At 54.3% G+C, this 25,908-nt stretch carries 21 protein-coding genes; 10 read left to right on the forward strand and 11 right to left on the reverse strand.

Annotation, left to right across the window (positions count from 1 at the left end):
• Nucleotides 1-306 precede the first annotated feature (306 nt).
• Nucleotides 307-519 carry a type II toxin-antitoxin system HicB family antitoxin gene (locus METAL_RS20775; protein WP_005372221.1) on the reverse strand — a complete coding sequence of 71 codons (213 nt, stop codon included), beginning with the start codon at nucleotides 517-519 and terminating at the stop codon, nucleotides 307-309.
• A gap of 269 nt (nucleotides 520-788) precedes the next feature.
• A complete protein-coding gene (locus tag METAL_RS10710) occupies nucleotides 789-2,342 on the reverse strand; it encodes a sigma 54-interacting transcriptional regulator (protein WP_005372222.1) in 1,554 nt (517 codons plus the stop codon).
• Between the two features lie 697 nt (nucleotides 2,343-3,039).
• On the opposite strand from METAL_RS10710, the gene metK reads away from it, so the two are divergent.
• The 6 genes from metK to METAL_RS19965 all read left to right on the forward strand — a co-directional run bounded on the left by metK (nucleotide 3,040) and on the right by METAL_RS19965 (nucleotide 8,498).
• The gene (metK, locus tag METAL_RS10715) at nucleotides 3,040-4,200 is read left to right on the forward strand and encodes a methionine adenosyltransferase (RefSeq protein ID WP_005372223.1); all 1,161 of its coding nucleotides are present in this window, start codon (nucleotides 3,040-3,042) and stop codon (nucleotides 4,198-4,200) included.
• Between the two features lie 29 nt (nucleotides 4,201-4,229).
• Entirely contained in the window at nucleotides 4,230-5,519 is a 1,290-nt protein-coding gene (gene ahcY / locus METAL_RS10720) for an adenosylhomocysteinase (RefSeq protein ID WP_005372225.1), read from the forward strand.
• A 132-nt stretch (nucleotides 5,520-5,651) separates the two neighbouring features.
• Nucleotides 5,652-5,993 carry a cytochrome d ubiquinol oxidase subunit II gene (locus METAL_RS21965; protein WP_031431734.1) on the forward strand — a complete coding sequence of 114 codons (342 nt, stop codon included), beginning with the start codon at nucleotides 5,652-5,654 and terminating at the stop codon, nucleotides 5,991-5,993.
• A 262-nt stretch (nucleotides 5,994-6,255) separates the two neighbouring features.
• Nucleotides 6,256-6,762, forward strand: coding sequence for a hypothetical protein (locus METAL_RS10730; RefSeq protein WP_005372236.1), 507 nt, complete (start codon nucleotides 6,256-6,258; stop codon nucleotides 6,760-6,762).
• A gap of 54 nt (nucleotides 6,763-6,816) precedes the next feature.
• The gene (locus METAL_RS10735; protein ID WP_005372239.1) at nucleotides 6,817-7,092 is read left to right on the forward strand and encodes a NifB/NifX family molybdenum-iron cluster-binding protein; all 276 of its coding nucleotides are present in this window, start codon (nucleotides 6,817-6,819) and stop codon (nucleotides 7,090-7,092) included.
• The gene (locus tag METAL_RS19965; protein ID WP_005372241.1) at nucleotides 7,089-8,498 is read left to right on the forward strand and encodes a cytochrome c peroxidase; all 1,410 of its coding nucleotides are present in this window, start codon (nucleotides 7,089-7,091) and stop codon (nucleotides 8,496-8,498) included. The genes METAL_RS10735 and METAL_RS19965 overlap by 4 nt, the downstream gene beginning before the upstream one ends.
• A 578-nt stretch (nucleotides 8,499-9,076) precedes the next feature.
• On the opposite strand, the gene METAL_RS22135 is transcribed toward METAL_RS19965, so the two are convergent.
• Nucleotides 9,077-9,325, reverse strand: coding sequence for a hypothetical protein (locus tag METAL_RS22135; RefSeq protein ID WP_031431737.1), 249 nt, complete (start codon nucleotides 9,323-9,325; stop codon nucleotides 9,077-9,079).
• A gap of 765 nt (nucleotides 9,326-10,090) precedes the next feature.
• Between METAL_RS22135 and METAL_RS10755 the strand changes: the two genes are divergently transcribed.
• The 3 genes from METAL_RS10755 to METAL_RS10765 all read left to right on the forward strand — a co-directional run bounded on the left by METAL_RS10755 (nucleotide 10,091) and on the right by METAL_RS10765 (nucleotide 12,893).
• The gene (locus tag METAL_RS10755; protein WP_005372248.1) at nucleotides 10,091-10,672 is read left to right on the forward strand and encodes a DUF1264 domain-containing protein; all 582 of its coding nucleotides are present in this window, start codon (nucleotides 10,091-10,093) and stop codon (nucleotides 10,670-10,672) included.
• A gap of 140 nt (nucleotides 10,673-10,812) precedes the next feature.
• Nucleotides 10,813-11,823 carry a hypothetical protein gene (locus METAL_RS10760; protein WP_005372249.1) on the forward strand — a complete coding sequence of 337 codons (1,011 nt, stop codon included), beginning with the start codon at nucleotides 10,813-10,815 and terminating at the stop codon, nucleotides 11,821-11,823.
• Nucleotides 11,824-11,882: 59 nt separating this feature from the next.
• Nucleotides 11,883-12,893 carry a cytochrome-c peroxidase gene (locus METAL_RS10765; protein ID WP_245549347.1) on the forward strand — a complete coding sequence of 337 codons (1,011 nt, stop codon included), beginning with the start codon at nucleotides 11,883-11,885 and terminating at the stop codon, nucleotides 12,891-12,893.
• A gap of 356 nt (nucleotides 12,894-13,249) precedes the next feature.
• Here METAL_RS10765 and METAL_RS10770 read toward each other — a convergent pair whose 3' ends face one another.
• The 5 genes from METAL_RS10770 to METAL_RS10790 all read right to left on the reverse strand — a co-directional run bounded on the left by METAL_RS10770 (nucleotide 13,250) and on the right by METAL_RS10790 (nucleotide 17,014).
• Nucleotides 13,250-13,903 carry an HAD-IC family P-type ATPase gene (locus METAL_RS10770; RefSeq protein ID WP_031431738.1) on the reverse strand — a complete coding sequence of 218 codons (654 nt, stop codon included), beginning with the start codon at nucleotides 13,901-13,903 and terminating at the stop codon, nucleotides 13,250-13,252.
• 327 nt (nucleotides 13,904-14,230) lie between these two features.
• Nucleotides 14,231-14,947: a DUF2182 domain-containing protein gene (locus tag METAL_RS10775; protein ID WP_245549526.1), complete on the reverse strand. Its 717-nt coding sequence runs from the start codon at nucleotides 14,945-14,947 to the stop codon at nucleotides 14,231-14,233.
• Between the two features lie 41 nt (nucleotides 14,948-14,988).
• Nucleotides 14,989-15,597: a DUF1326 domain-containing protein gene (locus tag METAL_RS10780; protein ID WP_005372261.1), complete on the reverse strand. Its 609-nt coding sequence runs from the start codon at nucleotides 15,595-15,597 to the stop codon at nucleotides 14,989-14,991.
• A gap of 11 nt (nucleotides 15,598-15,608) precedes the next feature.
• The gene (locus tag METAL_RS10785; protein ID WP_005372262.1) at nucleotides 15,609-16,343 is read right to left on the reverse strand and encodes an SDR family NAD(P)-dependent oxidoreductase; all 735 of its coding nucleotides are present in this window, start codon (nucleotides 16,341-16,343) and stop codon (nucleotides 15,609-15,611) included.
• A 17-nt stretch (nucleotides 16,344-16,360) separates the two neighbouring features.
• The gene (locus METAL_RS10790) at nucleotides 16,361-17,014 is read right to left on the reverse strand and encodes a DUF938 domain-containing protein (RefSeq protein WP_005372263.1); all 654 of its coding nucleotides are present in this window, start codon (nucleotides 17,012-17,014) and stop codon (nucleotides 16,361-16,363) included.
• 158 nt (nucleotides 17,015-17,172) lie between these two features.
• On the opposite strand from METAL_RS10790, the gene METAL_RS10795 reads away from it, so the two are divergent.
• Nucleotides 17,173-17,751, forward strand: a complete 579-nt coding sequence (locus METAL_RS10795) for a methanogen output domain 1-containing protein (RefSeq protein ID WP_342633109.1) — start codon at nucleotides 17,173-17,175, stop codon at nucleotides 17,749-17,751.
• 25 nt (nucleotides 17,752-17,776) lie between these two features.
• On the opposite strand, the gene METAL_RS10800 is transcribed toward METAL_RS10795, so the two are convergent.
• Genes METAL_RS10800 through METAL_RS10810 form a run of 3 tightly spaced genes read right to left on the reverse strand, consistent with a single transcriptional unit; the run spans nucleotide 17,777 to nucleotide 25,512 of the window.
• Nucleotides 17,777-19,585, reverse strand: coding sequence for a hybrid sensor histidine kinase/response regulator (locus METAL_RS10800; RefSeq protein ID WP_005372266.1), 1,809 nt, complete (start codon nucleotides 19,583-19,585; stop codon nucleotides 17,777-17,779).
• 15 nt (nucleotides 19,586-19,600) lie between these two features.
• Nucleotides 19,601-20,302: a response regulator gene (locus METAL_RS10805; protein ID WP_005372267.1), complete on the reverse strand. Its 702-nt coding sequence runs from the start codon at nucleotides 20,300-20,302 to the stop codon at nucleotides 19,601-19,603.
• Between the two features lie 35 nt (nucleotides 20,303-20,337).
• A complete protein-coding gene (locus METAL_RS10810; protein ID WP_005372268.1) occupies nucleotides 20,338-25,512 on the reverse strand; it encodes a trifunctional serine/threonine-protein kinase/ATP-binding protein/sensor histidine kinase in 5,175 nt (1,724 codons plus the stop codon).
• Nucleotides 25,513-25,908 lie beyond the last annotated feature (396 nt).

The following is a 25,908-nucleotide window of genomic DNA, read 5'->3' on the forward strand; positions in this document are numbered from 1 at the left end:
AGAAAAAAATGGATGAGCACTACATTGGGGCCGGAGATTTGCTTTTTCAAGTGCCTGTTCGGATAAAGGTCATTCCGGTAACCGGCAGTTTGACGTCGAAGTCATACAGGCCCTATCGGCCCGGTAATTAGAACAGGATGCTCGATCTGGAAAGACGACGGGTAAATCTTTCTCGCCGATTAATTACCGGGCCGATAGGGCCTGTATGACCGTACAAAATGACCCATTTAAGACCATTGAAGAGCGGTCAAAACGTATATGCCGCACATAGAAAAATTGAATATTCGATCATTCAACGATCATTGCCTAAAATGTAATTTCAATGACCGTCGTTTTACAATAACTCTGCGGGGTCTCCAATCCGCCTTGTTTCATTTTTTTTATATGGCGTTTAAGCGCTTCTTTCAAAGCTTCCGCCGCCTTTTCTTCCGTTAAACTATTTACCGAACATACCGGCAGATCTGGGCTATAGGCCGTGAATCCGTTATGGGCAGGTTCGATAATTGCTAAATACCTCATTCAAAATTTCCTTGAAAATTATACTCTAATACATTGTATTTTTTAAAGATATTTGATACACCTTTTTGTCACGGGCATAGTTTATAGTCGAATATATATTATGTAAATTCAAAAATAAGGATAAATGGATGATATAAAATAGATAGAATTCATATCCATTTAAAATGGGTATAAAAATTTGCGGAATGGTGTTTATGTTAGCCTGTGACGGCCTGAAGAATCGAGTATTTGTATCTTTAGTAATTTACCCAGATGATTATGCTTTAAGCCTAGCTTCTGAAACTTGCCAGATTTATCCCGTATTTTTTCAGCTTGAGGTAGACCGCCCGAGGAGTTATGTCCATAGTTAGCGCTACTTTCTTAATATCGCCTTGATGTTGTTTTAACGCTGCTTCAAGAAATGATTGCTCAACTTTGGCTATAGTATTTTCTTTTACGTCTTTCCACTCGTCAGTCTTAGGCTCGGTAGGCGAAATCTCTAAATCCAGATCAGTCAGCTCATTACCTTTAGCAAACAAAAAGCTTCGTTCGAGAATATTTTCCAATTCGCGGACATTGCCCGGCCAAGAGTAGCTGCGGATTTTTTGCATGACCTTTCGGCTGACGGATTCAACATTTTTGTTATATTTTTTGTTCAGCCGTTTCAGTATGAGTTGTACGAGAAAAGGCAGGTCCTCGTGCCGCTCGGACAGTGGCGGGATATTTACTCGAACCACGTTCAACCGATAGTACAGGTCATGCCGAAACACGCCTTTACTTACCAACTCTTCCAGATTTTGATTGGTTGCGGAAATAATTCTTACATCGACAGACAAGGTTTGTTTGCCCCCCACACGCTCAAACTCCCCCTCTTGCAGTATTCTCAACAGGCGTGTTTGTGCAGCGGGAGATAAGGAGTCTACTTCATCCAGAAACAGCGCGCCGCCATCCGCCCTTTCAAAATAACCGTGGTGAACTTCAACGGCGCCTGTAAAAGCGCCTTTTTCATGGCCAAACAAGGCGGTTTCGATAAGATTTTCTGGAATAGCACCACAGTTTATAGGAATAAACGGTCTTCTACAGCGCTCACTCATGGCATGAATTGCTCGAGCAATCAATTCTTTTCCAACACCCGTTTGGCCTTGTATTAAAACCGTCGCCGTAGTCGGGGCTATCACTTCTATCGATTGCAATATTTTCTGCATAGTGGCTGATTTGGCGACGATAGCAGGGGGCTCTTTTATTGCAGGCTGCGTAACTTGTTTGCGCCAAATCTGTTGCATACTTTCTTCGATACGGGAATGCAACGCATTCATATCCTGGATTTCCTTAACCGGTGTGGTATCGGTATATTCCATACCTGGGCGCCCTTGGGACGCCGCAGGGTTTTTATAAACGCAAACTACGCATTTGCCATCATGACGGGCAATGCTTTCTTTAATTTCAACTTTGGCATAACCAAAATTTCTGGCGGCGATGCCACCGAAAACGCTGGAGGTCATCCGGCATAATTCAGGGAAATTCGTCACTTGATCACCAAAAGGGCAACAACTGTTTGTAACGGTAATGCAGTCCTGATTAGTGGCTTCCAGTGAAAATTTGCCTCCTATGTTATTTTTAAGGCCGAGAATCAGTTCGATGTAGCTTTCAATATCGAGTGCTTCGGTTTTATTCGTATTGCTTCGATAGGTATCCTCAAAAAAACAGCCCGCCGTATTAGCAATCTTTTCAATTAATTCCTCGTTGTGTTTTTGTCCCTGTTGTTCGCTGGCATGCATGAGTTCCAGAATGAACGTCTGGAGAAAAAAGATGGGAGTTAATTCAGAGAGAGGATTGTTTTCCATAAATCATCCTAGTGAAAAATAATTTCACTTATTGAATCATATCTTCTTAAATGACACAAGGTTTAAACATAAGAATTTGTTTATAAAACATATTTTATTTTTTATATATGGCATGATCATTGCTGAAAGATAAATGGCTGCACTCAAGTAAAAAAACAAACGACTCCAAGATTACGATTTTTGGGCAACACGTCACCGCTACCGCTATGAGACCTCAGGACACGACAACGCCAGTTTATGGGTACTCACTCCTCGGCACCTTCCGAACACATCCCCTGATCCCGAAAGACGTAGTGGTAAGCGGGTGGATTTGGGAAATCGAAACCCTATGTTTGCGCGCACCGACACTCGCCCCCGAAAAACGGCTATGCGCTGATGTGCTCTCCTCAGCGTTCGGCGTGGCCGAGAAACAGCCTGATTGATGAAATTAACTTTCACATATTCAACAGAGAGCACTTAGCTATAAATATTAGGCCTTCTTCGTTACAGCCATGATCAACAATAAAACTGAGGAAAATATGCCTACCTACGATTATCAATGCTCAAAGTGTAAGAGGCATTTTGAGGTTAAAGTGATTGACCGGAAAGAAGTCTTTCGTTTGATTCTACAAAATCAGCAGAATAAATCATCCTCGCTTGAGGCGGAGCTCAACTGCTATCGAAATAACAACGTTTTTAGTTTTTAAAAGGCACCTCTATGAGCAACAATTTCATTTTTACCTCGGAATCGGTTTCGGAAGGGCATCCCGACAAGGTCGCGGACCAGATTTCCGATGCGGTACTGGACGCGCTGCTGGCGCAGGACCCCAAATCGCGCGTCGCGTGCGAAACGATGGTAAAAACCGGCATGGTCATCATCGCCGGCGAAATTACGACCAATGCCTGGGTCGATCTGGAAGAGCTGGTCCGCAAGACCGTCTGCGCTATCGGTTACGATCACGGCGACATCGGCTTCGACGGCCAGAGCTGCGCGGTGTTGAACGCGATCGGCAAACAGTCGTCCGACATTGCGATGGGCGTCGACGAAGCCGAAAACCACGAACAGGGCGCGGGCGACCAGGGCCTGATGTTCGGCTATGCGACCAACGAAACCGACGTGTTGATGCCGGCCCCGATCCAGTATTCGCACCTGCTGGTCAAACGCCAGGCCGAAGTGCGCAAGAATAAAACCTTGCCTTGGCTGCGTCCGGACGCGAAGAGCCAAATCACGTTCCGCTACGAAAATCACAAACCGGTCGCGATCGACACGGTGGTGCTGTCGACCCAGCATGCGCCGGACATCAGCAACCAGGCGATCCATGAAGCGGTGATGGACGAAATCATCCTGCCGGTATTGCCGAGAGAATGGGTACACAAAGACACCCAGTTTTTCATCAATCCGACCGGGCAGTTCGTGATCGGCGGCCCGGTCGGCGACTGCGGCCTGACCGGACGCAAGATCATCGTCGACAGCTACGGCGGCATGGCACGCCACGGCGGCGGCGCGTTTTCGGGCAAGGACCCGTCCAAGGTCGACCGTTCGGCGGCCTATATGGCGCGCTACGTGGCGAAGAACATCGTTGCGGCGGGCCTTGCCGAGCGCTGCGAAATTCAGGTGTCCTACGCGATCGGCGTGGCGGAGCCGACGTCGATCACGATCGAAACTTTCGGCACCGGCAAGCTCGGCGAAGATCGTCTGGTCGAGATCGTCCGTTCGATTTTCGATCTCCGGCCGAAAGGCCTGATCGCGATGCTGGACCTGTTGAAGCCGATCTATCAGCCCACCGCCGCCTACGGCCACTTCGGACGGACCGAAGACACCTTTACTTGGGAAAGAACCGACAAGGTCGAAGCCTTGCGCGATGCGGCCGGCATTTAATTCAGTAAGGAAATATAGAGGAGCGGGAAATGAGCCAAGATTATAAAGTCGCCGACATGGCGCTGGCGGAGTGGGGGCGCAAGGAGATCGCCATCGCCGAAACCGAAATGCCGGGCCTGATGGCGCTGCGTGCCGAATACGGCGCCGGGCAGCCGCTGAAGGGCGCGCGGATCGCCGGTTGCCTGCACATGACGATTCAGACCGCGGTGCTGATCGAGACGCTGACCGCGCTGGGCGCGGAAGTGCGCTGGTCGTCCTGCAACATCTTTTCCACCCAGGACCATGCCGCGTCCGCGATCGCCGCGGACGGGATCCCGGTGTTCGCCTGGAAGGGCGAGACCGAAGCCGAATTCGCCTGGTGCATCGAACAGACCATCGAAGGCCCGAACGGCTGGCGGCCGAACATGATTCTCGACGACGGCGGCGACCTGACGCTGATGATGCACGAGAAATATCCCGAGCTGATGGCAAACGTCCGGGGCCTGTCCGAGGAAACCACGACCGGTGTGTTGCGCCTGCACGAACGGGTCGCCAAAGGCACTCTGATGGTGCCGGCTTTCAACGTGAACGATTCGGTCACCAAGTCCAAATTCGACAACTTGTACGGCTGCCGCGAGTCCCTGGTCGACGGCATCAAGCGCGCGACCGACGTGATGGTGGCGGGCAAGATCGCGGTGGTCTGCGGCTACGGCGACGTCGGCAAGGGCTGCGCGCAGTCGCTGCGCGGCTTGGGGGCGACGGTCTGGATCACCGAAATCGATCCGATCTGCGCCTTGCAGGCGGCGATGGAAGGCTACCGGGTCGTCACGCTGGAAGAAGCCGCGCCGCTCGCGAACATTTTCGTGACCGCGACCGGCAACGTGAATGTAATCACGCATCAGCACATGCAGGCGATGAAAAACCAGGCGATCGTCTGCAACATCGGCCATTTCGACTCGGAAATCGACATCGCTTCGCTCCGCCGGTATACCTGGGAAAACATCAAGCCGCAGGTCGACCATGTGATCTTCCCGGACGGCAAGCGCCTGATCGTGCTGGCCGAAGGCCGGCTGGTCAACCTCGGCTGCGCGACCGGCCATCCGAGCTTCGTGATGTCCAATTCCTTCTGCAACCAAGTGCTGGCGCAGATCGAACTGTGGAACGATGCCGAACAGTACGAAAACAAGGTTTACGTGCTACCCAAAAAGCTGGACGAAAAAGTCGCCAGCCTGCATCTGGCGCAAATCGGCGTCAAGTTGACCCGGCTGACCGAGGAGCAGGCGCGTTACATCAACGTGCCGGTCGAAGGTCCTTACAAAGGCGAATATTACCGTTATTGATCTTCTCCCGATCCGGGCTGCCTTACTGGGCAGTCCAACCTATCGTCTGCCCGGCTCAGGCTCAACCCATGAAATCACGCTACACGCACCCGAACCACCCTGGGCGGCATCAGTTTCGGCGCTTGGTCGATCGTGTACGCGGCATTTTTCTCGGGGTTTTATACCGGCTTGCTGGTGCTGCTGTTCGCGTTGTTTTTGCGCCCGGTCGGGTTCGACTACCGGAGCAAGCTGCCGGATCCGCGCTGGCGCACCGAAGGCGCACTGGCGGAACGCGCGCTGCGGGTGATCCGCTGGAGCAGCCCGCTATTCGTAGCCGGTTTCGTGATGGCCGGCATCTGGGTCGGACTCGACGTGGACGGCGGTTTCGAGCCAATACACGCTGCAATTGCTGTTGGCCGCCACGGATGTGAGTCTGGCCTGCACACTGGCGGTGATCAACGCCATGTAGCTGGAACCGGGCGACAACGCCGGTGATTAACTTCTCGGAAAAGTCAAGGTATTCTTTTATGATAGAACCCAATGAATGATAGCAAGCACATAACAAGTTTTTCATGTATTTTTTCTAATGAAACTCAGTGTCTCTTTGGCACTGGAGAAACTTGAATCCAGCCCGACTTGTTTCTAAGGCGCTTATCACCCCATAATGGCCTCTCTAAGAAACGCCATTGGTGCTTATATCTTGGATAAGCCGAGTTCTTGCAGCGATGATTTTAACTTTGTAACACAGGAGAAGACCATGCGAAGAATTTATTTTTTGTCCCCAAATCTCGAAACGACGCATAAAATCGTTGACGAATTACGCTCAGTAGGAATAGAAGACCGCCATATGCACGTCTTGGCGAAACGAGACACCCCATTGGAAGATTTGCCCGAAGCCAGCGAATTTCAGAAGACAGATTTTGTCGCTGCAATGGAACGCGGTGCGGCACTCGGTGGAGCAACGGGATTGATCGCCGGACTGATAGGTTTACGTTTTGCGGGATTTGCGATTGCAGGCGGCCCGGTCCTCGGCGTTTTACTTTACGGTGCCACTATCGGCGCAATGATGAGCGGTCTGGCGGGACTCCAGGTCGGCAATTCCAAAGTCAAAAAATACGAAGAGGCGATTGAACGCGGTGAATTGCTGGTCATGGTTGATATTCCGAAAGGGAGCATCGAGGCGATCAGCAAATTGATTACCAAACATCATCCTACCGCTCATTTCGAAGGAGTTGAGCCGCTTTTACCTCCTTCTTATAGCTAATTTATTGGTCTGGAATCAGGGACGATCGCGGGCGCCAATGACGAGAAAATCCCCATGAAAATAGCTGTCGCCAGCCAAAACCGCAAAGACATCACCGGACACACAGGCCGATGCAGAAAATTCTGGATCTATCGGATCGAAAACGGTGTAGTTGCCGGCAAGGAGTTGCTGGAATTACCCAAGGAGCAGTCGTTCCATGAATCGTCGCCGTTAGAGCTTTCCCCTTTGGACGACGACGTCCAGGTACTGATTGCCGGAGGCATGGGCGCAAGCATCGATAAATTCATGCCTGGCAGTCCGGGCATAAGATACATGAGAGTAGAATTATGAAATATACTCAATGGGCTATTCTTTCGCTACTGGCAGTCTTATTGTTTTTTCCGACCTCCAATCTGATCGGTTTGACGAGTAAGAACGAGCCGATTCCCGCTGTTCCCGGCAGCCCCGAAAGTTTTGCCAAGGTCTCGCAGATTCTGCAGGACAAATGCGTCGATTGCCATTCGCCCGGCATGGCCCGGATGCCGATCTATTCCGAACTGCCGATCGCCAAACAACTGATGGCGCAAGATATCGAGGAAGCCGGAGCCCGGCTGGTTTTAAGCAAACAACTTTACAGCGGTGAGGAAGCCTTTAGTCCACTAATGCTGGCCAGACTGGAAAGTGTCGTTCGAAACGGCAGCATGCCGCCTGCACAATATTTTTTGATGCACTGGACCGGGCGCCTGACTGCCGGCGAAAAAGACAGCATTCTTGCATGGATTGCCGAGGAACGAGCCAAACATCCCTCGAGCCTCGATGCCGCCGAAGCGTTTAAGGGCGAGCCCGTGCAACCTTTGCCGTTAACGGTTGATCTCGACCCTGAAAAAGTGGCTCTGGGCGACAAGCTCTTCCACGATCGCATGCTGTCCGGAGACGATACTTTAAACTGCGCGTTCTGCCACGACTTGACCCGGGGCGGCACCGATCAGGCCAGGGTCGCCACCGGCATCCGTGGACAGCAGGGCCCGATCAATTCCCCGACCGTCTATAACGCCATGTATAACATCGCCCAGTTCTGGGATGGCCGCGCCAAAGACTTGCAGGAACAAGCCGCCGGGCCTGTCGCCAACCATGTCGAAATGGGTGCGGAATGGAACAAGGTCGTCGAAAAACTTAACAACGTAAAGCATTACACGGATGCTTTCGCCAAACTCTACCCGGAACAAGGCCTGACGCAATCGACGGTGACCCATGCGATTGCCGTTTTCGAAGAATCGCTGGTGACGCCCAATGCCCGTTTCGACCGGTATCTGCGCGGGGAACAAGACGTTCTGACGGCGAATGAAAAGGCCGGATACGACTTGTTTAAAACGAATTGCGCCTCCTGCCATTTCGGACCGGCGCTGGGCGGCTTGTCGTTCGAGAAAATGGGCGTCAAACAAGATTATTTTAAACTGCGCGGCGGCGAACTGACTGAGGTCGATAACGGCCGTTTCAACGTCACGAAGGATGAAAAAGACCGCCATTTCTTCAAGGTCCCTGTATTGCGCAACATCGAATTGACCCATCCTTATTTTCACGACGGCTCGGTCTCCGATCTAGCCGAGGCGGTCCGAATCATGGGATGGGTTCAATCCGGCAAGACCTTAAACGGTGAAGAGACCGGTAAAATCGTTGCCTTCCTGAAAACCTTGACCGGCGAATACAAGGGCAAACCAGTGAGCCAATTGACCGCTGAGGACCTCGCGCATCCTTGATGAGGCCATCATGAACCGACGCAGGATCAAAGCGATGATTAAGCCGCACGCCTTTTACGTCAGCCCCCTCAATGGCGACCTGACAGATGCGGAATGGGCATTGATTGGATTGGTCGCCCATCACCTAGGTCGCGTTGTTTCGTCCATGCCCGAATCTCAGAAGTGACCGTTTCGATATCCGGGAGTCGTCGATCCAGGCATTGGCGGCTCAGTACGCTGAACTCGCATTCGGCCATATTGAGCCAACTGCCCTGTTTGAGGGTGTAAACGAATTCCAGCTTATCCAGCAACGAACGCACCATGGCCGGCGGGAAGGCTTTACAGTGAGGCGCCGGCATGCGTGTTCAGGTTACCGACCCAGATGATCCGCTTTGCCTGCGGGTAATCCTCTTGCACCAAACGTCGGGCGCCTTCTGCCCACTGTGCTGCGGCATGATTATCCACCACCTCCACGCGCCGCCAGTTCTCAAACAGCGCGCATAAAAGACCATCAACTGGCAACGCCGTTGCACTCGTATTCCACGTCGTAGCGTTCGCTCTGGCCTACCCTGGCCGGAAATCGGGGCGCACCTTCGCATTTACGCCATTTGGACGGAACCCATGGATTTGATGGAACGAAATGATTTCCGGACCTCCCTGTCCGAAACTTTACACCAAATCTCTATCGTGATGTCGGACAGCGGCAGGCAACTTACCGCCATATGCACGGTTTCGGCAGCCACGCCCTTAGCCTGATCAACGGGAACATCGAGCGCTATTGGGTTAAGTTCCATTTCAAACCGCACCAAGGAATCCGAGATTCGTCTCTTGATGAATGAAGAAGTCAAGATTTTTGCTCCAATGTGACTCGGTCACTGACTCCGAATCGGAAATTACTTACAGTTTTTCTCAACAATTGTCGGTGTCGTTATTTTGATCCTGACATTGTTTCTACCCGTTCCGGCACCTTCATGCTCTATACGACCAGCGTGTAGAGACCCGGAAATGATTACATAGACTCGGAGAATCGATATGTTGGATTTTATGTTGAGTATTTTTTCCGCGGTTTTACAAGTAAACATGAAAGATCATCATGACATTCCTTTTGCGCTGCCTTTGCTGTTTTTCATTTTTTTGGCGTTCATCATCACGGTGACCGTGCTGCATTTCATCGGTAATGAAGACTAAGGCCGTGGAGGAAGACTCGCACGGCGTCTGAACGGCCTTATTTCGATTCAGTCTCTGCCAGGGGCAAGCCGCGGTTTTACATCGTTACCCTCAGTAAATTCAAGACACTCAGCGATCACTTTGCAAAAGTTGTCGGGATACGCCGAGACTTGCCTACCTGGTTGCCGGCTGATCGCTTGGCGCTTAAAAACGAACCGCCGTCGAGCGTTTCATGGTGCGTTTCAAGAAATAGATTGAATCAATAATGAAACAGAAATTGAAACATGATCGGTCCAAAGGCAAAAAAGGAGGTTATAAAAGTTGACCAATTTCATAAGGATATAAGCGCCACCCAGGATTGGCACGGTTTTTCCTATATTCAAAATGACGATCGTAACGGCGACCGTCATCAAAACACAACAACAATTCTAAAGAGGATGATATCCATGAAATCACGAATCCTGACCGGTACTTTGGTCGCATTGGTCGCAATGAGTACGGCAGCGGTCGCAAAAAGTCAGCACCACGCCAAAGCGAAAACACCGAAGCTGTACGACAAAACCATGAATCCCCACCAAATCGAGCACCCGAATCATTTGGGCTTCAATGATTTACACATTCAGGCGATCCGCCATCTGGTGCCGGATACGCACGACGTGCACGACCCCAAACTGCAAGTGCCCGTGCATCATCACTGCAAGGCTTATGACGACAGCACCTTGGTCTGCCTGATGTTTCATTCCGGCATGAAAGATCAGGATAAACCGATCGGCTTCGAGTACATCATCACCACCGCGCAATACAACTCTTTGCCGGAAGGAGAGAAAAAATACTGGCATTACCATAAGATCGAAGTGCCGAGAGCGCATGCCTCCTTCCCGGATCTGACCGCGGCTGAAGCGAAAAAAATTATGCCGGCGATCAACGAAACCTACGGCAAGGTCATTTATTTCCAGAAGCCGGAAGACAAACTGCCGATCGGCGAACCTTACGTCGTGATCGTGCAGGATATGCCGGAACAGGATTAGTTACTCCCTAGCGAATGCACCGAGACGCGTTCGCTCTTTTAGCCGACGGGCGCGGAATGGTCCGAACCGCCGGCGTTTTTTGGCAAAGACTGATGCATGGCCGCATCAATGGCTTAATTTTCAGCGAAAAATAACAATAAATGCGCGCGATAACCCGATCGAAACTATTGCCGTCCGCACTTTGGATAGCCGTTTGTGGCAGTGCGGACGCCCATGCGGAAAGCGGGTGGAAAATCGGCGCCGAAGCAAATGCGTTCTATACCGACGACGCCGCGTTGTTTTCGGTGAGCCGCCGATTGTCGCTCAAGGACGACCCGACGCAACCGATCGTCGACAGGCCCGGCCAAGGTGGCGATTTCGTCTACGAACCGAGCGCCGAAGTCGACTGGATCGGCCGAAACCGTTTCGGTTTACTGCGCGTGTCACTGGATGCCGGGGCTTATTTATTTACGCGGCAAACCCGGTTCTCGCACGGCTTGTTCGAATTCACGGCATCGCAGTCGTTCGCAAGCGGGACCCAAGTCAGCCTGCTTTACAATGTCACGCCCGATTTATATCTCGGCCGTAATCTTTTCCGCGCGCTCGATGGCGAAGAATTCGAGGGCAACGAAAGCCTGACCAACCATTACGGCTCAATCCATCTCGATCAAGCCTTGAACGAAAGCGTGACGGTACGCCTGCTCGGCCGTTACGGCGTACGCATTTATAACGAACCTTTTCAGCATCGCGATACCGAGTTCTGGACCGTCGGTCCACACTTTGAATGGCGGATTGGCCCGGGCACCGAGCTTTTGATCGGCTATCACTACGAACACGGCAGCGCGGCCCAGCAGAAGTCACCGCATTTTCCCGACGACGTATCTTACGTCAACCATTATGCGTCGGCGGAACTAAGTCTGCGTCCGGCCGAGAAATTGACCGCAAATTTTATTTTCGACTATGAAAAAAACGACTTTACCAGCACCAACCGCTCGGACGAGCATTTCGGCGCCGCCGAGATTGTTTATCAAGGCGAGATCGAATTACGCTATGAAATGACCGAGCACGCCGGCATCAAATTGGGCTGGCAGCACGGCCGCCGGAAGCTGACCACCGAGGAGCGGGCGGTGAAAAACAATAATGTCTGGTTAGGGCTGGAATATTCGTATTAGGAGACATGATGCGGCATCTATCGGTTTTGCTTTTGGGATGGCTCTTCTGGACTGGCGCCTTGGCCGAACCGACGCGCGGCTTACCGCCGTTATCGATTCCTGCCGACAATCCGCAAAGTGCCGACAAAATCGCATTGGGCAAACGCTTGTTCAACGACCCGCGCTTGAGCGCTGACGGTTCGATCGCCTGCGCCAACTGCCATGTCTCTGGAAAAGCTTTCACCGACGGCCGGGTCGCCGCACGCGGCATCAAAGGGCAGATCGGTACGCGCAACGCACCGAGCATACTGAACGCAGCCTATTATCAAACGTTGTTTCTGGACGGCCGCGCCGCCAGCCTGGAAGAACAGGTGCTCGGCCCCTTATTCAATCCGATCGAACACGGTTTGGCGAATTCACAAGCCTTAATCGAGGTGATTCGCAGCGACGCCGAATATACTCGATTATTCAAGACCGCCTTCACGCTCACTGCCGATGCCGTCACGGCCGGCCACGTCGCACAAGCCATCGCCGCCTACGAGCGTACGTTAATAGCTGGCGATTCGCCCTTCGACCGTTTTCTGTTCGGCCGTGACCGCGCCGCCCTGTCGCCGAGCGCAGCCCGCGGCTTGCGCATTTTCCAGCGCAAAGGCAACTGCATGGTCTGCCACGAAATTTCGTGGGACCATGCCTTGTTCACCGACAACCGTTTTTATAATCTCGGCGTCGGCAGTCAAATTTTAAAGCCGGTCCTCAGTAAATTTCTCAAAGCCAAAAAACCGGACAGGTACCCGCTCACGGACGCACAACGTTCGGAACTCGGCCTGTTTAACGTCACGAAAGATCCGGCCGACATCGGTAAATTCAAAACGCCGATTTTACGTAATGTCGCCCTAACCGGGCCTTATATGCATGACGGCAGTCTGAAGACACTGGAAGAAGTCATCGATTTTTATGATCAAGGCGGCCAACGCAATCGTTTTCTCGATAAAAAGATTTTTCCGCTGCATTTGACTACCGGGGAAAAGGCTGATTTAGTCACCTTTTTACAGGTACTAACCAGTCACACGCTTGATTTTGAAAAACCGTGACGTAGATTTCGGTATTGGCGACCTCGGCAGCGGCTTCGCAGGCTGACATGGCCTTCCAGCTTTCCAAGTCGAAGGTTCTTCGGTGCAAGGCACGTCGGATCAAAGCCAGGTTTTCCGGGACGTTTTTTTCTTATCCAGTTGTCATTTTCTCCGAATTGCACAGCTAATCCTCAATGCGGCTGATTTTCGATGCGCCAATGCTGGCTTACAGCTGTACGCATTGACCTGTCAAGGAAGAGATAGCGCAATTGCCCTGGCATTTCCCTGTCTTTGATTGAAAAATCCAGATCGTCGAGAATCTTTTTCTGCCTCACCACATAAACAACATTGCACAGCTCTAAATAAAAGACACACGATCAAGATTTTTGCTCAGCGACTGTTTTTTCCCCTCTTTCAAAACTGGTCAGTGCGCTTTCTTCGCCATGATGTGGTTTACGTAAAGTCAGTGCATCCATTTTCCTGAACACAGGCCCGATCAGCGATTGCTCAATGCCGCTAAAATACAGACGGGCGGCATTTACTACCACGAAAACCGAACTGACATGATGCAGCAGCGCGGCAAAGATCGGATTGAGCATCCCGAAGGTGGCCAGTGCCAGGCCGATGCTGTTGAAGCTGACGGCCCACAGGTAATTCTGCCGGATAATGCCGCCCATTTTATGGCTGAGCCGCAGGATCGTGACCAGATCCTGGGCATCTTGCCCGAGAATCACCACATCCGAGGACATGATCGCCAGATTCACGTTCTTGTAGCCGCCGATCGCGATGCCGACATGGGCGGCGGCCGGCGCCGGTGCGTCGTTGATGCCGTCGCCGACCATGGCAACCTTGCCCTCGGCCTGAAATTGTTTGACCAGTGCGGTTTTTGCCTCCGGCTTGCAGTTGAAATAATCGCCGTCGGCATGGATGTAGTCGGTCACCCGTTTCGCCTCCTGTTCCTCGTTGTCGCCGGTCGCCAGAATCACTTGGTCGATGCCGCAGGCGCGAACGGTGTCCGCCAGCCCCTGCATGATGTGATACTACTTCACGAGCGGCGCCTAATTCGTAGGCCAGCTCGTGATGTGTTATCGTGATGATCCCTTCCACCCGAATCCAACAAAGCTTTACTGAGCCTTTGGTCGATGGTTTCGAAAACGACCGACTCCATTCGGCTGATTAATTTGGGCAGTATCAGGCCGGTCATCTGCAGGGTCTTCATCTTCAGCGTTTCCGGCAATTAAGTTGGCGCCTATGGGTTCCCCCCTCCATTCGCGCCTTCCCGGCCAGCAGCGGCCACGATATCGGGGCAGGAAGACGCCAGAATGTTGCCCGGTAGGACGACGAATTGACGCGAAAATTCAATTGCACAAAAAGATACCGGCGCCCCACAAAAGAAAAGCGAAGCCAATCGTTGCTGCGATCGGCCGTGCTTGCAGCGGCACCCACTTTTCGATGCAAACGATCAGCGTCAGCAAGGCCATGCCGCCGAAATTCATCACACCGACCGCAAACATGATCAGCATCTGTGCCCAACAGCAGCCGATGCAATGGAAGCCATGTTTAAGCCCCATGCGGAATGCGCCGGCGAGACCGCCTTGCCATTCATTCAGCAGGAACCCCATCGGCGTCTTGCAATGGGTCAGGCAGGCATTTTTGAGCGGCATGAATTGGTAACCGCCGGCAAGCAGGAAAACCCCGGCCGCGAAGCCGCGGTTTTGGTTTTCCATCATCGGCGACAGCCAAACCAGCCCGTGCAGCCGCCATTGCAGCAGCGTCGGCAGAATGCCGAACAGTATCCACAGGCCCAGATAAGCCGCCGCGAATAGCGCGAGTGCTTGAGCCGGCCGCGCGTTCATGCGGCGACTGACTTTCACGTAGGCGTTCAGCATCGGCAAGGCGGACGGCAGCATCATTGCCGCCATCATGACCGCCCACATCGCATAGACATAGGCAAAGTCGCCAAGACGCCATGTCGATGCTTGATTCGGTGGCATCCACATGTCCTGCATCGGCAGGGCTTCCAGCCGCCGCGACTGGAAATAAAGCGTGCTCCAGGCGATCACGATAGCGGCCATCAGCAAGGCCCAAATCGCCCCCTGACTTTTGAATCCGATCCTCACGGCCGGTAAACAAATTCGGAATAATAACCGTTGCGCTCGGAGAACTCCCACTCTTTGCCGTGATCGTGATAATGATAGCTTTTCGAACGGGCGACAACAGAGGGGTGGCTAGTGACCACGCATAAAGGCGGGTTGTCGATCGTCGCTTCTGCACCACGGATACCTTGAATGCTTGTAATTTCGGCTTCGGCGATGCCGGGAATTAGCAGGCGCCGGGATTTGCCCTGCTCTTCAAAATCGATCGTGACCTTGCTGATCCCGAGCACTTCGCCGACAAGGCTCATCAAAACGGCCGGATGGCCGCCTTGCTGGCCACCGAAAATCTGCACCAACGCATCGAACTGGCTCGCGTCGGCGCGTTCGTCCACATACAGCGCGGCCTGCCATTGGCCCTCGATCATCAAGCCCGGGGCGTAGCAAGCCAGCGCCACATTCAGGCCGCCCAGATCAAGCCCTTCCAGATGGCCCCGCTCAATGTGCCAAGCTGCCAGTAGTCTGCAGTCCCCGTGCGAGGGCGGCTGCAGCCAAACGCAGGGGCAGGAAACTTCACAGTTGCAGGTTTCGAAATAGCAGCCCTCTAAAATCCAGCTTGGGTTTTCTTTCACAGGCTCTCCTCCTAAAAAGGTTCTTTGTAAGGCCGTAAATCCAGCTCATGCGTCCAGGCGCTGGGATGCTGGCGGTGCATGGCCCAATAGGTTTCGGCGATCGCTTCCAGTTCCAAAAGACCGCCCTCGCCTTTCGCTTTGACATAGTCGGGAAACTGGTTCCGGGCACGCTCGCCGTTGATCACGCCGTCGATGACCGCATGCACGACATGGATGCCTTGCGGCGAAAACTCGCGCGCCATGCCCTGCGCCAGCGCCCGCAAACCGGCTTTCGCGGTTGCAAAGGCGGTAAACGGCGGCTTGGCCCGCAAGGATGCGGTGGCGCCGGTAAAAAACAGCGTGCCGCGGCTCCTGGGCTGCATGGCCCTAACCACGGCCTTGCCGAAGAAGAAGGCTCCCAGGCAATTCTGCCGCCAAAGCAGGGAAAACGTTTCCGCATCGGTTTCGAGCAGGAGCGAAGGAATATTGCTGTCGACATTGTACGCCGCAATTTCCACGCCCTGCCCCGTATCCCCGACAACGCTGAACAAATGTTCGACCTCGGCTTCGTGCGTGGCATCGGCAACGACCGCCGTGGCTGAACCGCCGGTCTGCCGGATACTCGAAGCGACTCTGTGAAGTTTTTCTTCACTCCGCCCTGCCAGATAGACATGCAGCCCCTCTGCGGCAAATCGCCGGGCAAGCGCCGCTCCCAGTCCCTGCTCCGGACCCACGCCAATAATCACAGCCGCGCCGGTTTCGCCCATTGTTCAGCTCCTCTCGCTTAGGGTCTGCCGAAAACCAGCGAGAAATTATTCGCCGGCATATCGATGATTTCCTTCAACTCCATGTTGTATTTTTCGGCCGCCTTCCTCAGATCGGCAACATCCTTCAAACCCCATTCCACAACGCCGGCGGAGCTCAAAGTTTCATGAAACTCTTTGTTCGAATCGGTAGTAAAACCGCCTTCCACCTTGAAAGGACCGTAAATCAATAGGATACCGTCGTCGCTCAGAAGCTGCGAAGCGCATTCCATCATCCCGTCCGCGATCGAAATCGGCGCGACCTGGAAGATGTTGATGCAGAAAATCGCATCGAAGGTTTTCGACTTGCCGGGATTGAACCAGGTACGCGGATCGGTCAGGTCCAGATGCACCGGGTCGGCGATATTGTCGTTCGCATGATCGGCGGACAGCTTTTTAATATTGTCGAAAACCTCCTTGTCCTTGTCGGAGGGATGAAAATGCAAATGCTGAAAATGCGGCGCGAAATAATTGATATGCATTCCGCTACCGCTGGCGAGCTCGAGCACGCGACCAGACGCTTTGGGCAATTTTTCTTTTAAAACGCCCAAGATCGGTTCCCGGTTGCGGTTTCCGGCCCAGGCGACATATTCGCTCAGCGGGTGGGGGTCTAAAGGGGGTTTGTTATCGCTCATGGTCTCCTCCGATGTCTGGATGTCGTTTTAGTTGAAGTGCTCAATGCACATGACTTGGACAACAAATACCATGCCAATATGCACTGTAGAATTTATCCTGTAATTTCATGGAGTTATAATTTATCCATTGTCCGCCAAATGAAATTATGATTCAATTGATGAAATTTTATTTCACAGGCCATGAGCAATCCATCCCTCTCCGGCGTAACGCCGGTATTTTTTTACAGACTTTCATTCTGGAGTTGATGCACGCGAACGAACAACTGGGGCAAAAGCATTGCGAGCAGCTGATCGAACATATCGCGAAAACCGCCGGCTGTTTTTTCGAAGAAACCTACCGGGACAATACGCACAACAACGGTCCCCTGGACATCGAAAGCTATACCGAGCTGATCCTCGGCCTGAAAAACAACATCGGCGGAAAATTTTCCCTGGTTTCCGCGAACCGCGATTGCGTTGCGGTGACCAATTCCTGCTGCCCTTTCGGCGAACAGGTAACCGACTTCCCCGAACTGTGCCGGATGACCTCCAGCGTATTCGGCGGTATCGCGGCGCGGAATTTCGGCTACGCCAAGGTCGAGATCAGGCAAAGCATCGCCCGCCGGCACGGCCGCTGCGAAGTTTGCATCTATACCCGCCCGGAGCGATGTGAAAAAGGCGGCCGACAGGATGGGACTGACGCCGCGGGCGGTCTACGGCAAGGTGCAAAAGTACGGAATCAATTTGGGGGGCTATAAGCTCCGCACCTAAAGCGCAGGGCAGTCAACTCGGCCTGTCTGCGAATTCCGTTTCCATCAGGTTGCATAACACATTTAAATTCAAAGGTTTGACCAGGTGATGGTCAAAACCTGCCTCCCGTGAACGGGCCAGGTCTTCCGTCCGTCCATAGCCGCTCAACGCGATCAGCAGCAGGTCGCCGCCGCCGGCTAGGCGCCTGATGCGCTGAGCCACTTGATAACCGTTCTCTCCGGGCATTCCGATGTCCAGCAGCACCACATCGGGACGGAACGTGTCGATCAGCGTGATGGCCCGTTCGCCCGAATCGGCCGTCCTGACCTCGTAGCCATTCAGCCCCAGAAGTAGGGCCGTGCTCTCCCTCACGTCGGGATCATCGTCCACGACCAACACCCGAATGCCTGTGTCAAGCGATGGCTTGGGTGTCTCGGAGACAGAAAGAGGCACCGTACCGGCCAATGTCGGTAACCGGATGCTGAAAATGGAGCCGAGTCCGGCGCCAGGGCTCGATGCCGTGACCTGTCCGCCGTGCAGCTCCACCAACTGCTTGACCAAAGTCAGCCCGATGCCGAGCCCGCCCTGAGATCGGTCCAGCGTGCGCGTACCCTGCTGGAACAGGTCGAAAATGGTCGGCAAGAGTTCCGGCGAAATGCCTGTGCCGTTATCCTGCACCCGGATCTCGACCTCGGCCCCGAGCAGTTGAACGTTCACCTCGATTCGGCCTTTTTCCGGAGAATATTTGCTCGCATTGTCGAGCAGGTTGAGCAACACTTGAGACAGACGGACGGGATCGCCTTCCACCCGAATCGGCTGCTCCGGCAAACGGACATCGAGAGATTGCCGTTTAGGCAGGATGAAGCCGCGCGCCGTCTCCAGGACAGCCTTAATCACTTCTACCAGGTCGAGCCGTTCTTTTTTCAGTGAAATTTTGCCCCGCGCGATGCGGGAAACATCCAGCAGATCGTCCACCAGGTGAGTGAGGTGTTTCACCTGCCGCTTGATGACTTCCGTCGCCCAACCGAGCCGCGGGTCCTCCAACTTCAGCCTGTCCAGGATATGGGCGGCGTTGTTAATGGGAGTCAGCGGGTTTCTCAATTCGTGAGCCAGCATGGCGAGGAATTCATCTTTACGTTGGCTAGCCTCGTGCAAGGCCGCCTTGACCTGCTTGCTGACGGAAATATTACGGCTCACGGTGGCAAAACCTATCGGCTCGCCGGTACTGTCTTTAATGGTAAACACGTTGTAATGTATCCAGATGGCGTCGCCGCTCTTGAAATGGCGGAACCGGATTTCCACATCGGCGTGCCCCTCGTGTACCACGCGCGGGAAGAATTCTTCAACGATGAAACGCTGATCTTCCGGAAAGAAAAACTCCCGGACCGGCGTTCGCACGCCTTGTTCCAGACTGTCGAGGCCAACCAGGCGCATGCCGGCTTCATTGATATAAAAGGGAATGAAATTCATGTCGGCCATGCCGATGAACTCCATGCTGTTGTCGGCCAGCGAAACGAACTTTTGCCTTTCCAGCTCGATGTGCTTGCGTTCGGTAATGTCGCGCAAGGCAATGACATAGCCGGGCTGGCCGTCCCAATTCAGCGGCGCGGAACGCATTTCCGCCCAGGCGAGGCCGTCCGGACGAATCAGATTGATGTCCTGATAGCTGTTTTTATCCGGATTGACCGGAATCGCCAGCAATTGGCCGACTATCGGACTGCGTGCCAGCAGTTTTTCCGCAGCCCGGTTGGCATAGAGCACGACACCCTGGCTGTCCACCACCAGGACGCCGTCGGTGATCGTGTCGAGAATCAGGTCTAACTTGTAACGATGGGTAACCATAGTGGGCGAATTTGCTCAAACGATGATGGTTTGTACGCCGACGCCTTTCGCTTCGGTGGTAATGGCCGCAATGACCGAAGGCACCCGCGACAGGTCGCCGAGTAATTTCAGCACCGGTTCCGGCACGTCGCGGACCAGCATCGGCGTCGCGAACACGTCTTTTTCCAGCGCTTTTTCCGGCATGTCCAATACTTCGACCACATCCAGAACCCAATTCCCGGGATCGTAGAGATTGGCGAGCGCAACGCTGATCTCTTCGACCAGACGGCGGGTTTCGCTGTTCAACGACACCACGTACAGGGTAAGGACCAGCTTGGGCGGCCGCCCGCACCGCACTTCCCGAGGCGGGGTATTACGGGCGCTCCGGGCGATATTGCGAATTTGTTCGGAAGACAGCGGCTTGCTGGCCAGTTCGAACTGAACGCCTTCCTCATGGATGCATTTCAGTTGCTCCATGTATTCGGCGGCAAAGGCGGTGACGATATAGATGCTCAGCGTTTGGTCGGCGGCTTTCAGGCGGCGCAGGGTTTCCACGCCATCCATGCCGGGCATGCGCAGATCGAGAAAAATCAGATCGGGGCGTTCGGCAAGGGCTATTTCGATGCCTTGCAAACCGTTCTCGGCCTCGTAAACCGCGAAGTTGTCTTCTTCCAGAATCAGCTTGAAGGCGTTGCGCACCGCGGGATCGTCGTCTATTACCAGAATTTTGCTTGCCATATACCGTGCCTCATAGGGATTGGAATCCCGCTATTTCAAACACAGGGGAAGCGCAAGCGCATGCAGCAGCCGTGCCCCGGCAGGCTCTCCACCTGTATATTGCCGCCCACATCCTGAACCAGACGGCGAATGACCGACAACCCCAGGCCGGTCCCTTTACCGGGGGGCTTGGTGGTAAAAAACGGATCGAAAATTTTCGATTGCATATCCTGCGGAATGCCGGGACCGTTATCGGTCACGTTCAATTCCAGCATTTCCTCGACGGACCTGACGCCGATGCTGATTTGCGGCTGCCGGTGGTCGGCGAGTGCGTCGCGGGCATTCAGGATCAGATTGAGCAAAATCTGCTGCAGACTGTCGGCGCTGCAATGAACGGCCGGCAGGTCGCCGGGGGCATCGACCCGAATCTCGATGCCGCTTTTTCTCAACTCGCCTTCCAGCAGCAACAGGCTCTGCCTGATCACTTCTTCCATCCGGCATTTGCCGCTTGGAACCGTCCGGTTGTGAACGAACACCAGCATATTGCTGACGATCTTTTTAATGCGGTGGATTTGCTGCAGCGCCTGATCGAGAACTTGCTTCGATTTTTCGTCGGTGCTTCTGTCCGCGGCGAATTCGACAAAATTCATCACCCCCATCAGCGGATTGTTGATCTCGTGCGCCACGCCGCCGACCAGCGTTCCCAAAGCCGAAAGCTTTTCCATTTGCAGCATGTGTTCCTGGTTTTCCTGCAGTTTGGTGTAGGCCTGCCGGGTTTGTTCCAGAAGCCGGGCGTTTTCCAGCGAAATCGCCGCCTGGGCGGTCAACAGTTCGGTCATATCGGTTCTCTCGGCGGTAAATACCCCCGGCGACAAACGGTTTTCCAGATACAGCAGGCCGATCAGTTCATTCTGCTTGATGACCGGCAGGCACAGCACCGAGCGTAGATTGAGCGCCTGCACTTCCGGCGCATTCTGAAATTCGCCTTCGGCCATCGCATCGTGCAGCAACACTCTTTTCCGCGTACGCAGCACATAATTGACGATGGCGTGGCCGATGCTGCAATGGTCAAGACCAAGATGCCGGCGGTTGATGATATGCTTTTTGCCCGCATGGCTTTCCGCCACCACCGACAGCTCATCCTTATCCTTGATCAGAAGGTAGCCGTGCTGGGCGCCCGAGCTTTCCAGCACCACACTCATGATTTTCTGCATGAGCCGGTTCAGATCCACTTCCGCCGACAGGGCCAGCGCCGATTTGATCAGATAATTGAAATCGAGATTCGGCAGCGTCGCCGGCGCCTCGCGGGCAACGGCCTTTTCCGGGCGGACGGCCTCATCCTGGGCGGGACAGGCATGGCGCTGCTGCAGCAGCGCGCTTTTGCGGTCGGCATGACACCGCCGGTACATGCGCCGCGCCGCGCCGTAATACAGTTCGGCATCGCCGAGACGGCCGAGCGCCACGGCCTCGGCGAGCGCCTCGTACAAATGGCCGGCGAGCAGGTCATAGTTGTGCGCCTGGGCGACCGCAATGGCATCCAGGTACAAATTGCGGGCATCGCGCAGGTGCCGTTGCGCGCGGGCAATTTCGGCATGGACAAAGGCCAGAAAAGGCTTCAGCAAAGGGCCCAGGCGGGTCCAGGTTTCCAGTTCGGCCAACAGCGGCGCGATTTCCGCTTCCAGCGCCGGCCATTCGGCACCCTCCGGCCAGCGCAGGCGATTGACGATCCGGAAGACATACCAGAGGCGCTTCAGCACGTTGTCGGTCAGGCCGTGCAGATAGCGTTCCACCGTCCGCAGGGAGGCGTCCGCTTCGGCGTAATCACCCAGATAATACTGAGCAAACCCCAACAACGCAAAATAACTGCCGGAGGCGGCAACGTAATTGTCGGCTTCCCAACGCGCCAGGGTCTCGGTCATGTCGATCGGCCGGTAATCGGGTTTCATCGGCGCCACCCAACCGGCCAGCACCGCTTCGGCCAGGCCGACCGAGAACGACAGTTGGTTCTTGCGCGAGAACTGCAGACATTCCTCGGCGGCTTCCTCGACCAGACGCAGATTTTTGCCCTGTACCTGCAGATTCCACATCAACGGCCCGTACGACAGGCCGGCGTTATACAAATCGCCGCAGTTCCTGCCGCACTGAATCGCCTTGTGGCAGTAATCGACGATCTCGGCCGGATGACTGCGCGAATGCATATTGCACCAGACAATGCCGTTCATGCCGCGGGTGGCCCCGAAGGTATTCGGATATTTCGCGCACAGGTCGTGGGCCAGATCCTGGTACAGGAAAGCCTGTTCGAACCGGCCCTGCTCGCCGAGATTGAGTCCCATGATCGAGAACGAATAAATCACCGACTCGTCCATGCCGCCGTGCAGACAGTGCAGCGTCGACTGCGCCGCCGACAGATACAGCTGCGGCACCAGGCCGGACATGTACAGGTCGGGAATCAGCTCGCTGTAAAACGCCAGCTCGATCTTGCTTTTACGGTCCTGGGTAAAAGGCATGTGCAGGATCGTCGTCCAGACATCGCCTTGTTGTTCGATTTCGGCCATCAAGGCCAGCATCCGCTGCCTGGCCGTCTCGGGCTGCTCGGGAATCGACTTGCCGAAGTAGGCCAGGCCACGGTTGGCCGTCTCGATCGCCTTGTTGAAATTGCCGAACGAAGACAGCGAAGTGGTCTGTTCCGCCAAGGCTTCGGCTTTGTCTAGATCGCTCGCGGCGTATTCGATCAGGTGATTCAACAACACTTCCGATCTTTCGTAATGGCCGCACATCAGTTCGGTCTTGGCCAGACGCTGGTAAATGCGGAACGTCAGATCGTACCCCTGCTGCCAGCCGTCGTCCGGCAAATAATCGTGGGCTTTCTGGAAAAAATCGTTGGCGGCATCGGCGGCCAGGGCGTCCAGCGCCTTGTTGCCGGCATGAAAGTTGATGTCGACCAGCCGATAGGCCAGTTCCCGGTCCGTCTCCGCCGGACGGCCCAAATTGAGGTGGGCGGCAATGGTAAACAGGTTGTCGAGGTCTTCGAGATCGGTGCCCGCCGGTACCGCGTACAGCAGCCGGTTGCCGATGCGCCAGTGAATGGAGGGCTTGGCCTCGGGGTCGACCTGCCGCAGCACCGCTTCCTGAACCCGGTCGTGAACGAACTGCAGATCGGCTTTGTTTTCCAGCAGCATGCCCAGATTCAACACCGGTTTCAAATCCTCGAACAACTGTTCGATACGGATATCCAGCACCAGCGCCACGTCCTCGGCACTGAAACGGTTGCCCATGCAGGCGCAGTGGTCGAGGATATGCAGGGTTTTGAGCGGCAGCTTGCTCACCTTGGAGCTGAACAGCTCCACTACCGAGGTCGGCATCCGCGTGTCACGAATCCGTTTGATGTCCCAACGCCAGTGTTGTTCGGCGTCGGTGTTCAACAATCCCTCGTTATACAGCCAGGCCAGGCTCTCGCTGACGAACAGCGGATTGCCCTCGGTGAGGTGGGCGATGAATTCCGCCAGATTGGCCGTGGCTTCCAAGGTGGAATCGAGAATGTAGGCCACCATTTCGTGGCAGTCGTCGTCGGTCAGGGGTTCCAAGCGAATTTCGGCAAACGGTCCTCGGTTTTCCTGAATCTTGCGCATCAACTTGCTGAGCGGATGGCTGCCGTCGACTTCGTTGTGCCGGTAGGCGCCCATGAAAAACAGGAAGGGGTGGTCTTCATGGTTGTCGAACAGATTTTGCAGAAAATCGAAGGTGGCGCTGTCGCACCATTGCAGGTCGTCGATAAACAGCACCAGCGGGTTGTCCTCGCTGGCCAGACAGGCCAGAAACCGGCCGAACAGATTATTGAACCGGTGACGGGCTTCCACCGGCGGCAGATGCGGTACTTCCGGCTGGGGGCCGATGATGAATTCCAGCTCCGGCAACACATCAATGATAACGCTGGCATTGTTTTCCACGACGTCGAGTATCTTGTTCCGCCATTGCCGAACCTGCAGGTCGCTCTCGGTCAAAAAGATGCGCATTAGATTGCGCAAGGCTTGAATCAGCGAACTGTAGGGGATGTTTTTCTGGTATTGGTCGAATTTACCGGAAGTGAAATAGCCGCGGTTTTTGACCAGCGGTTTCTGCAGTTCCTGGATCAGCCGGGTTTTACCGATGCCGGACAGGCCGGAAATAAACACCGAGCGAAACCTGCCGCGGATCACTTCATCGTATTGTTCCCGTATCAGCCGGCTTTCGGCCTGCCGCCCCACCATTTTCGAGATAAAAACGACCCGGCGGCTGCGATCGTGCTGGCCGATGATAAACACCGATACTTTGCCCGTCCCGGAAAATTCTTTCCTGCAGCGCATCAGGTCGGCCAGCAGGCCGGCGGTGCTCTGATAGCGCTTTTCCGGCTGCTTGACGGTCAGCTTGGCGATCATATCGGCCACAACTTGAGGAAGCCCGGGTTTGAGTTCATTGACCCTGGGCGTTTCCTCGGCCAGATGCGAATGAATCAGCTCCAGGGGATCGGTGGAAAAAAACGGCAGTTGGCCGGTCAGCAACTCGAAAAACACGATCCCCAGCGAATACAAATCGGTGGAAAAATCGACCCGGTAATTGATTCGGCCGGTCTGTTCCGGCGAGGTGTAGGCCAGCGTATGGCGGACAAACTCCGGGTCGTAGATGAAATGGCTGACATCGCGGATGTCGAGCGGAGTGATGAAATCGGTCAGCCTCAGGCTCAGCGTCCCCGGCTGCACCAGAACATTGTGCGGCTTGACGCCGCCGTGAGTGATGCCGGCATCGTGTACCGCCTGCAGGGTGTCGGCCAAAGTACAGGCCAGCGTGAAAAAATCGTTAAGATCCAGTTTGTGCTGCCGTTTCATCCAGCAGTTCAACGGCAGCCCGGCAAACCAGGGCTGAACGATAAACTGCAGGTCGCCGTAGGATTCCAGGGCAAGCGGAATACAGGCGCGCGGATCGTGCAGCACTTTCAAGCGTTCGATTTTCTGGCGCAAATGCCGGGTCTGGTCGTCCCAGCTCGACAGCAGCTTCAACAGTTTGATGATCAGCGGCTGGTCGGGAACGTGCTGGTGGTAGCCCTTGAATACCACGGCCTGCAAACTTTCCCCCAGTTTTTCGGTAACGACGAAATTGCCCAGTTCAAGCGCGCTCTGTAGCGGATTTTCTTTTATTGCCGGAGGCAGGCTCCGATGAATAAAGGGGGATGGGGGGCTCGGCAATGTCATTTTCATGTCAAAACCCGAGGGTTTCGGACGGCGAGGTCATAAGCAAGGGATAGGTTTAAACAAATGACGGAAACGTTTCATAGGCTTTTAGGGGGATTGCGAGTGCCGTTTTTACGCCCCGCTTCTAACCGAACTCAAGCATGCTCATTGACAACCGCCGAATCGGATGCACTGCCGTTCATGCCGTTGCTCACAGACATTGACCATATCCTGCTTAAATGGTTCGTTGTCGCGCAGTGCGCCCCTCCCGCCTCGTCTGAAGGGCCTGATGATAAGGGCACAAGCCGCCGTAGGATACGCTCGACTGCAGAGATGCAGGAGGTGGATCGCGTCGGGAACACGCGATCGAGAGCAACGCATGGAGCAGTTGCCGAGTGCGTACCATGGGGGATGATAAAGGTA

Source organism: Methylomicrobium album BG8 (genome assembly GCF_000214275.2).
GTDB lineage: Bacteria > Pseudomonadota > Gammaproteobacteria > Methylococcales > Methylomonadaceae > Methylomicrobium > Methylomicrobium agile.

Coding starts and splice junctions, on each gene's coding strand:
- METAL_RS20775 (WP_005372221.1), bottom strand. CDS start 519: ATGAGGTATTTAGCAATTATCGAACCTGCCCATAACGGATTCACGGCC.
- METAL_RS10735 (WP_005372239.1), top strand. CDS start 6,817: ATGAAAATAGCTGTCGCCAGCCAAAACCGCAAAGACATCACCGGACAC.
- METAL_RS10730 (WP_005372236.1), top strand. CDS start 6,256: ATGCGAAGAATTTATTTTTTGTCCCCAAATCTCGAAACGACGCATAAA.
- METAL_RS10800 (WP_005372266.1), bottom strand. CDS start 19,585: ATGGTTACCCATCGTTACAAGTTAGACCTGATTCTCGACACGATCACC.
- METAL_RS10790 (WP_005372263.1), bottom strand. CDS start 17,014: ATGAGCGATAACAAACCCCCTTTAGACCCCCACCCGCTGAGCGAATAT.
- METAL_RS10775 (WP_245549526.1), bottom strand. CDS start 14,947: ATGGCCGCTATCGTGATCGCCTGGAGCACGCTTTATTTCCAGTCGCGG.
- METAL_RS10755 (WP_005372248.1), top strand. CDS start 10,091: ATGAAATCACGAATCCTGACCGGTACTTTGGTCGCATTGGTCGCAATG.
- METAL_RS10770 (WP_031431738.1), bottom strand. CDS start 13,903: ATGCAGGGGCTGGCGGACACCGTTCGCGCCTGCGGCATCGACCAAGTG.
- METAL_RS10810 (WP_005372268.1), bottom strand. CDS start 25,512: ATGAAAATGACATTGCCGAGCCCCCCATCCCCCTTTATTCATCGGAGC.
- METAL_RS19965 (WP_005372241.1), top strand. CDS start 7,089: ATGAAATATACTCAATGGGCTATTCTTTCGCTACTGGCAGTCTTATTG.
- METAL_RS10760 (WP_005372249.1), top strand. CDS start 10,813: ATGCGCGCGATAACCCGATCGAAACTATTGCCGTCCGCACTTTGGATA.
- METAL_RS10785 (WP_005372262.1), bottom strand. CDS start 16,343: ATGGGCGAAACCGGCGCGGCTGTGATTATTGGCGTGGGTCCGGAGCAG.
- METAL_RS10805 (WP_005372267.1), bottom strand. CDS start 20,302: ATGGCAAGCAAAATTCTGGTAATAGACGACGATCCCGCGGTGCGCAAC.
- metK (WP_005372223.1), top strand. CDS start 3,040: ATGAGCAACAATTTCATTTTTACCTCGGAATCGGTTTCGGAAGGGCAT.
- METAL_RS10710 (WP_005372222.1), bottom strand. CDS start 2,342: ATGGAAAACAATCCTCTCTCTGAATTAACTCCCATCTTTTTTCTCCAG.
- METAL_RS10795 (WP_342633109.1), top strand. CDS start 17,173: ATGAAATTTTATTTCACAGGCCATGAGCAATCCATCCCTCTCCGGCGT.
- ahcY (WP_005372225.1), top strand. CDS start 4,230: ATGAGCCAAGATTATAAAGTCGCCGACATGGCGCTGGCGGAGTGGGGG.